Source organism: Paenibacillus sp. P4_E11, from assembly GCF_056401635.1.
Map to the genome: position 1 here is coordinate 19,335 of NZ_JBFUIX010000080.1, position 8,529 is coordinate 27,863.

Consider the following 8,529-nt stretch of genomic DNA (forward strand, 5'->3'; position numbering starts at 1 on the left):
GCGCCAACCCAAGTCAGTAATCGATATCTGGCGGTTGCCGTAATACAAGTATAGAGGACGCCGGGATGAGCCGTACATGGTATTTGCTGATGGGGGGATGTAGGTTTTTAACCGAATTAGCCGCCATTTTTCATGTGAATGTTTAACATTGTCTTTTAGCCATGCTATAATGGAGGCAATAGAAGGAGGCGTGGGGATGGGGGAGCCGAAAGATTTCTTGCTGTCGCTTTCGAACGGGAGATGGGTGCGAATACAGACGGTTGCGCCAGGCACTTTCCGGATCCGGTTGAATGAAACGGGGCATTTTGCGGAGCCCGCTTCAGTGCGCTACCAAATTGTAAGCGCTATCTTAGAGACGGAGAGAGATGTTTACACAGCGCCTCCCGGAAGCGTTGTAGAAATTCGGAGCGGACAAGCGATGCTGCGAATGGACGGCAGAGACGGACAGTTTCGCTTGTTCGGGGCGGATGGGGAAGAACGGGTGGCGACGAGCGCCTCTCCTTGGTCGAGCGATAAGTCCGGGTTCGGCGTACGTTTTCAACTGGGGGGGGACGAAGCGCTGTACGGGCTTGGCAACATCGCCCCAGAGCGGCTGCAGCGGCGCGGCTTGCGTGTCGAGATGTGGGGAGAGAAGCAACTGTTGGCGAGCGCCCCGATTCCCTTCCTGATGAGCTCGAGCGGTTGGGCCGTTATGGTGAATACGACATGGCGCCATCTGTTCGATATTGGAGCTTCGAACGAAAACGAGCTGCTGATCGAAGGGCTGACCGGCGAGCTGGACTTGTTTCTTTTCGCAGGCAACGACTATGCGGAGCTGCTAGACGCTTACACCAACGTTGCGGGAAAGCCGCCCCTGCTGCCAATCTGGATGTACGGTCTGAACTTTTGCTCGCGGATCGGGTCCAGCGCCCGCGATGTGCTGGACGATGCGATCAAATTTCGCCGCGCCGGGACTCCATGCGATTTGATCGGCCTAAACGACGATTGGATGGAGCGGGCAAATGACTTCTCGACGACGAAACGATGGCATCCGGTTCGATTCCCGACAAGTACGAACGATCTGCTACGCCAAGTTTCGTTTATCGGCATATTGCACAAGCAAGGGTTCAAGCTGAGCCTGGCTTTGGGCTGCGATTATGATTTGACGGTGCTCGAAGAGCGGCTGGCCAGCGAGAATATGGGGTCGCAATGGGAAGATCGTAACGACGGATACGGAGAGGACGTGCAGCCTCTTCTTGAGGAATCGTGGTACGAGCACTTGCGCAAGTTTGTCGAAGACGGCGTATCGGCATTTGTGCTGCACCCGAATAACCCGATGCACGGCGATCCCGGGCGAATCTGGGGGAATGGCATGAGCAGTGCCGAGCTGCATAATCTTTACCCGGTTTTGCTCTGCAAGCAAATGTATGCCGGCTTTTTGAAGCAGACGAACATGCGGCCGGCGATCCACATAGAGAGAGGGTATTTGGGGATGCAGCGGTTTGCGGCCAGTACGACAGGGACGTTTTACACCGCAAAGCACGCGATCGTGGCGATACTTAATTACGGTCTTTCCGGTCATGTCCATACGACAACGAACATGCATCTCATTTCGCGCGAAGGCATCCACGCCGATTTTTTGCTGGCGTGGTCGCGAATTAACAGTATGGATCATTTTCAGCATCCGGACTTTCTGGAGCATCCGTTGCAGGAGCTGTTTCAGCGCTATGCGCGATTGCGCTACCGTCTGATCCCGTATTTGTACTCGACCGCTCACGCTGCCGTACGTACCGGAATGCCGATTACGCGGGCCATGCCGCTTATGTATCCGCGGGACCGGCATTGCCGGGAGCTGGACGGGCAGTACATGCTGGGCGATTTTTTGCTCGTCGCCGTTTATACCGAGAGCGTTTATTTGCCGGAAGGGGACTGGTTTGATTATTGGACAGGGAACCGTTACTGCGGTCCGTGCAGGATCGACGTAAGCGTTCCTCCCGAAGCGGGCGGACCCTTGTTCGTGCGCGCCGGGGCGATTGTTCCGATGTGGCCGCCGATAGACTATATCGGGGAGCGGCGGGTTGAGACGCTCACGCTGGAAATATACCCCGGAGCTCACGGGAGCTTTCTCTTGTATGAAGACGACGGCGCTACGCTCGACTACTTGGAGGGGGCATCCGTCCGAACGCGTTTGGAGTGCGCGTCGGATCAAGCGATGACGACGGTGCGCATTGCAAAGCGCGAGGGAACATTCGCCGGCATGGCGGTCAAGCGGAGCTATGAGCTCATTGTTCGTACTAACGCCAAGCCCGCAGCGGTGCGGGTGGGAGTGGAGCGCCGTCCGGACCGCACAGCGCGGAATAAAGCCGATCCGTTCCGCAGCTGGCGGTACGATCGTTTGGCGGGGACGGTCAGGTTACATGTGGCGGAAGCTGAGTTCGGCGAAGCAGGCGTGTGCATCGAAATCGTTCATCCGCCGAAAAGCGGTCGCTCGGCTGCCGCTCGCACCGGGGCCGAGAGAAGATCAGCGGCGTCAGTCGATCCGTTCAGCGGGCCAGCGGCCAGTGTACTTGGCCGGGGGATAAGCGATGCCGCGGGTGGCGGGGGGGACGCCATTTCAGATGACCTTGAAGCGGACAATGCTTTTGCCGCCGCTTTGGACTCGGGCGAGCTGCGAGTTGCGGAAGCGGCTTTGACCGAATGGTGGGGGGCGAAAATGAAACAAGCCCCGTCCGCCGCTAACGCCGTTTGGCAGCTGCACGTAATGAAAGGCTGCTATCTGATTGTGCGGCAGGCGGAGCGAAGCGGATGGACCTCAGCGGATGCGTTTAAGCACATGGAGGATGAAGCCTATGAACTGGCGCAGCTGCAAAAGCCCGAACAAGGCTACGAGCTGCTTCAGCGGCTCGTGAGCCGGCTTGTCAGGCAAATGGATGCGCCCCATCCCGAGGCGAAACATCCGGTTATCCGCGAGCTGCTCGAGCTCGCGTTGCGGGAGCCGGAGCGGGACTTGTCGCTGAATGCGATGGCCGAACGTTTCGCGTTGCATCCGGTTCATATCAGCCGGCTGTTCAAGAAGGAAACCGGCCGCAACTATTACGACTATGTCATCTCGATGCGGATGATGCGGGCCAAGCAACTTCTGAGAGATGGCCACAAAGTATATGATGCCGCGGCCCTCTGCGGCTTCAAGGATGCCGGAAACTTCTCAAAAGCTTTCAGCAAATATTGGGGGGAGCCGCCGGTCAGCTTTAAACAGGAACGGAGCTGAGGGGGAGCGAACGGTATTGCTTGAGTTATGGATTTATGTTCGTGTCATTAGCAATTGACAAGAACATGTATCCATTGCCGAGTGAGCTGCAAAGACCATTAAACTAACTGGCAGGTTAGTCTGATGATCAAAAATAATAAGCAGGAGATAATATAATAACTCCGAATTGTTAAAGTATAAAAATATTAGGAGTTTAGAAAAGGGGTATCTACGTAATTTTATTACGTAAAACGATCTTATTACGGTAATTACGAATTGAATTTCGTAGAATAAAAGTTAATATGACATATCCGAAACCAAATTTCACATTTTACTATACTGTGACTTATCTTTGTTATCATGAACTGTGACAAGATGTTAATCGTTTGGAAGGAAATAGTAATTCTTGATAGAATAAATATGAAGATGATCAGTTAATAAATTTGTACACATAAGGAGATAAAACTATGGCAAAAAACAAATTACTAAGAATGGACAATGTTGGCATCGTTGTAGAATCCCTTGATGACACAATCTCTTTCTTCGAGGAGATTGGCTTGAAGCTCGAAGGGCGAGCTACTGTCGAAGGTGAATGGGCTGGTCGCGTAACCGGGCTGGGTTCACAGTGTGTAGAGATTGCTATGATGGTTACCCCAGATGGCCACAGCCGACTTGAACTTTCGCGATTTCTCACCCCACCTACTATATCAGATCACCGAACTGCTCCTGTAAATGCTCTCGGTTATCTACGCGTCATGTTCACCGTTGAAGACATTGACGAAATGGTATCCAGACTCACTAAGTATGGTGCTCAGCTCGTTGGCGAAGTGGTTCAGTACGAGGACTCGTATCGGCTCTGCTACATTCGTGGAAATGAAGGACTTCTAATCGGTTTGGCGGAACAACTCGGTAATAAATAAGTGACGTTTAAAAGAAGACTTTACTGAAATATACATTACTAGAGTAAAAATAGAAACAGAAAAGCAGTGTGAAAGTATCTCGAAGAAGTCGGGTGCATCATATAAACACCGCATTCACGCTCCGGGTCTGGGCGACCCTCGGTCCCGGAAACAAGGAACGAGGAAGTAATTACCGGGACACATCCGCACCGACTAACCGCATCGCGGCCGGCAGCAAGCTGACCTTAATCGGTGGGACTTCGTGATACATGAACTTTAACGGAAATCAATGCAAAACCAAATTAAAGGGACTCAACTAACGGAAGAACGATAGTGAAGGAGCTTGCCATGTGGGAGCTCCTTTTTGTTCATTAAAGTAACAGCAGCATCGAGTAATAATATTTTATATTCATTTTTTCCCTATAAATTGCTACCGTTGAGTACTTACAATTATGGGGTGGATTATTGCAGGAAATTTCATTTGAAATGAAAGCATTGATATATAAACGGGGAGTTTTTCATTCATGGCTATCGATTCTAAGCTCGAGCAACTCTTTCATGAACCGATCGAACGGATCACGTACCTCGATCCAGGTTATTCCGGGCATGCCAGCGACGTCTGGCTGGTCAAGACAGTTTCGGAGGAGCATATCGTACGTACGTCCAGATGGAATGAAGCACCGAGCCGTGAGTTTTGGTGGGGATGTTACGATCTGTTCGGGATCGATCCCAGACGAATGCGCCACTTTGAAGAGAACGCCACCATGCTGGGTTCTATTGCGGGCATTCCTGCGCCGCAAGTGCATGCGCATGCGATTATCGAGGGCAGGGAATATCTCGTCGTCGAGAAAATGAACGGCAAGGCGTTCCAGTCTTTCGTCGGGCAATCCGATGCGCTTCTATATCAGTTAGGCGTTTGGTTGGCTCAAGTACATTTGCAGCGATGCGACTACTTCGGAAACCTTGCCCGCACCCAAATCGAGCGACAAGAATTATTCCATGCCCGTTTGTCCCAAACCATGCGGCAGCTCGTCGAACGCGATTATGAGAATGATAGCAAGATCAAGGCACAGCTCGATGCCATGTGCCGTGAACTTAGCGTTCTGCCAGTGCCGGATCACTTCTGTCCCGTGTTTATTGATCTTGATCCGTCACAGTTCTTAATTCAAGATGGGATGCTATCGGCGGTCGTCGATGTTGAAGCCTATGCGGTAGGTCCTCGCGAGTTTGATTTTGTCGGATTGGAGTATGTGTTGGATGAGATATCGGCCGCTTCTTTCCTCAAAGGCTATTCGACGATCCTGGATCCTCCCGATTTATCGAACTATCGTACAGCATACCGCTATTTTTATCGGCTGTTAGGTGTGCAAGGGTCCGTCAATTTGGATCGATGGTTTGCGCAGCGGGCACTGTTCTGACGGTCGCCATTAATCTATACGGGACACTATAGCACAATTGAAACAGGCTGCCGGCATTAATCGGCAGTCTGTTGAAGTAACGGGCAGGTTAGTTATAACCATAAAGTACCATTTGCACCATTCCGAAGCAGTGTACAATAGGTGTGGTACTTAATCAAGGAGTGGTGATCCTAAGAAGCTTTTCCTCTCGAGATCCCCGGGCTTGCTGAGAACATCTTGCTACCTTTCTGCGAAAAACTTACGGGCTACTCAACGAGGCGATTCGCGAAACCTTGAGCCTGCGCGACACGGTTCGGCTGGAATATTCTCCACTCGTATTATGTCATGGGGACGCACACGGTAACAATGTGATACAGAGCGAGCGCCTTGTGCTGGCAGATTGGGAAGATCTGCGCCTAGCACCTGCCGAAGCCGACCTGTTCATCTATGCGTGGCATCCGTATGGTAGTATGTTACTGGAAGCGTACGCAGCCGCCCGGCGCGATTATCGTATCAACCATGAACTTCTTTATTTCTACGTCTTACGCCGGCGGATCGAGGACGTCTGGTTCAATATACAACGCTTGATTGAGGAGACCTCGGACGAAGCCGAGACGGCAAAGCTGCTTGACTATACAAGGCGGGGCATTGGGGAGTTACAAGCGTTATATCGTGATAAACGATGATAAACGGGGAGAGTCAAGTCGGTGATATTATGTTTAGCATCGTAAAACTAAGATGTTGCATCACGATCAGATTGATCTAGAGATTAAGGGTGAAGGTATACGCCAAATGGCCATACGACATAAGGGTAATAACGGAGGATAAAAGAAATGAACAACCAGGAAGAAAGGTTTGTAAAACCCGAAATGCTGGCGCTTGTTTTGAGTAAAATGCTCGACAAGGCGATAATCCGTGCAGATTATCAAATCAAAGAGTTGCAAGGCGGGACAGTAGGAGATGTTCGGCTTGTAACTGGCATGTTTGAAACTTCTGATGGTGAAAATCTGCCGTATAAGGTGGTTTGGAAAACACAGAAAAAATTTAAGCGTTACGGAGATCCGGATTCATGGCGAAGGGAATACGACCTCTATGCATCAGATTTCAAAAAGGTTTTCTTCGATTCGTTCAGTTGTCCGGAGTGTTATCACGCCGAAATAAATGGCGATGAGATTCAACTGTGGATGGAATATATTGATGGTGTGTCAGGCTTAAATCTGGCCTTGGAAATGTATGAACGTATAGCCGAGGAATTGGGGCGATTTCAAGGCAAGTTGTACACAGAACGACCAAACGTATTGCAGAATCTGTCCAATTTAAGCAAGGTTGAGTTTACGAAAAACTACTATCTGCGGTATCGGTCATGGAATGTTTTATATGATTACATACGCTCCGATGACTGCGAAATTCCGAAGCACCTGTGTAAAATGCTCATAGAGATAGATAACAATGCGGATGAAATATTCAGTCGCATTGAAAAGCTGCCAATAGTGCTTTGCCACAGAGATTTTTGGGTGGCAAACATATTCTATTCGGACAGTAAAATCGTACTTATCGATTGGGATACCGCCGGATGGGGGTACATGGGCGAGGATATCGCGAGTTTAATTACGGATGAAGCGGATGTCTGTCATATGATTGAATACTACCAAAAATGCATTCCGGCGTATTACAGGGGTTTTTCGGAGTATGCGGATGTGTCCCATATCTCCGATCATTGTATCTATGAACTAATCCTTGTTATGTTCGGATACAGGCTTGTGGAGTGGTATAAATCCGCTGAGTCGCCCGAAGATAAATCAATGCACCTTAATACCTTGCAAAAAATCCATGAGATGAGAAATATGTAGATGAATATAACTATTGAGCCATTAGATGTAAACAAAGTGCTAACTCATTAAGCTATCTGGGAACGATAGCTCCAAGATCAGAGAATGCTGTTTGATCGCCGCAACAAAGTGTTTTCGGATGGTTTGCGGCTTATTTACAGATATTATTTGGGTCCGATCATGATGCCCCTGTCTTTATTTAAAAGATCCAGCGGACCGGAAGAAAATATGAAATGGAAGGTACATCCAACAGTTTTTGAAAATAACGTTGTGCATTGGTTGGATGAAATTCAATGTATAGAAGATACCCCACCGTTGATTATTAATTTTGAAAAGGAAGAATTTGAAATAAATTGCAATAATCCATTGTTTGAGGCGTTGAAGCGATCTCATGTGAATGAGTACCCTGTCATTATCTGGATTACTGAAAGAGTGGATCATGACACGTTTCTTGAGGATTATGCAGTATACTTATAAGTTTATGTTGAGAATAACTAAAGTTAAACAAGACATATTCACCATAATTTCCCTCCTCTATCATTATGTTATGTGATTAAGCTTTAGTGACAGGGGGGTCTTCATGCAAAAATATGAGAATAATACATTTTTTTTCGCAACTGTAACATACGGGTTAGAAAATGTATTGGCAGATGAAATCGAAGAACTTGGCATAGAAATACAAAGGATGAAATTTGAACGCGGCAAGGCAGTTTTTAGAGCGTTCGGAGAAGTTAATAGGCTGAAGAAACTTCGTTGCGCTGATAATATCTACTGTATAGCTGCAGAATTTACTGTCGGGACACATAAATCAGATTTAGCCCAGATTGAATCTAGCATTAAGAAAATGAACTGGGAGAGGCTTGCTATTGAATTTTCAAAATCATCAAGAGAAATAATAGTAAGCGCCAGCAGAAAAGGAAAACATACATATTCTCGTTTTGATATTATAAAAACAATGAAGATGTCTTGGAAAAAGACGGATTTGTAAGTACTCAAAAAGATGCTGACGCTTTATGTATTCGTGCTGATATTTACGAAACATATTGTAGAATTTCCATTAAGTTGACGGATGCACAATTCCGTTTTCGGGGGGATAATCGAATTTATTCAAAAAGCGGTATTATATAATTTCTTTCACTGCAGTCTCCGACCATTAGGAATGGTCTTCATTATGGTGT

The 8,529-nt window shown here is 48.3% G+C and carries 7 protein-coding genes; all 7 read left to right on the forward strand.

The genetic code is table 11. The features are described from left to right. Positions 1–196 precede the first annotated feature (196 nt). The 7 genes from AC1DWB_RS24390 (at position 197) to AC1DWB_RS24420 (ending at position 8,339) form a co-directional block, all read left to right on the forward strand. Positions 197–3,247, forward strand: a complete 3,051-nt coding sequence (locus tag AC1DWB_RS24390) for a TIM-barrel domain-containing protein (protein ID WP_477543693.1) — start codon at positions 197–199, stop codon at positions 3,245–3,247. A gap of 446 nt (positions 3,248–3,693) precedes the next feature. Beyond that, positions 3,694–4,146 carry a VOC family protein gene (locus AC1DWB_RS24395; protein WP_477543694.1) on the forward strand — a complete coding sequence of 151 codons (453 nt, stop codon included), beginning with the start codon at positions 3,694–3,696 and terminating at the stop codon, positions 4,144–4,146. Between the two features lie 503 nt (positions 4,147–4,649). Next, complete coding sequence (locus AC1DWB_RS24400; RefSeq protein WP_477543695.1) at positions 4,650–5,543, forward strand: phosphotransferase; 894 nt, start codon at positions 4,650–4,652, stop codon at positions 5,541–5,543. Between the two features lie 272 nt (positions 5,544–5,815). Then, a complete protein-coding gene (locus AC1DWB_RS24405; protein WP_477543696.1) occupies positions 5,816–6,208 on the forward strand; it encodes a phosphotransferase in 393 nt (130 codons plus the stop codon). A 147-nt stretch (positions 6,209–6,355) separates the two neighbouring features. Next, on the forward strand, positions 6,356–7,372 hold the full coding sequence (locus tag AC1DWB_RS24410) for an aminoglycoside phosphotransferase family protein (protein ID WP_477543697.1): 1,017 nt from the start codon (positions 6,356–6,358) through the stop codon (positions 7,370–7,372). An 84-nt stretch (positions 7,373–7,456) separates the two neighbouring features. Then, a complete protein-coding gene (locus tag AC1DWB_RS24415) occupies positions 7,457–7,828 on the forward strand; it encodes a hypothetical protein (protein WP_477543698.1) in 372 nt (123 codons plus the stop codon). A 103-nt stretch (positions 7,829–7,931) separates the two neighbouring features. Then, positions 7,932–8,339 (forward strand): THUMP domain-containing protein, encoded by a 408-nt coding sequence (locus tag AC1DWB_RS24420; protein ID WP_477543699.1) that lies wholly within the window; start codon positions 7,932–7,934, stop codon positions 8,337–8,339. The last annotated feature ends 190 nt before the right edge of the window (positions 8,340–8,529 follow it).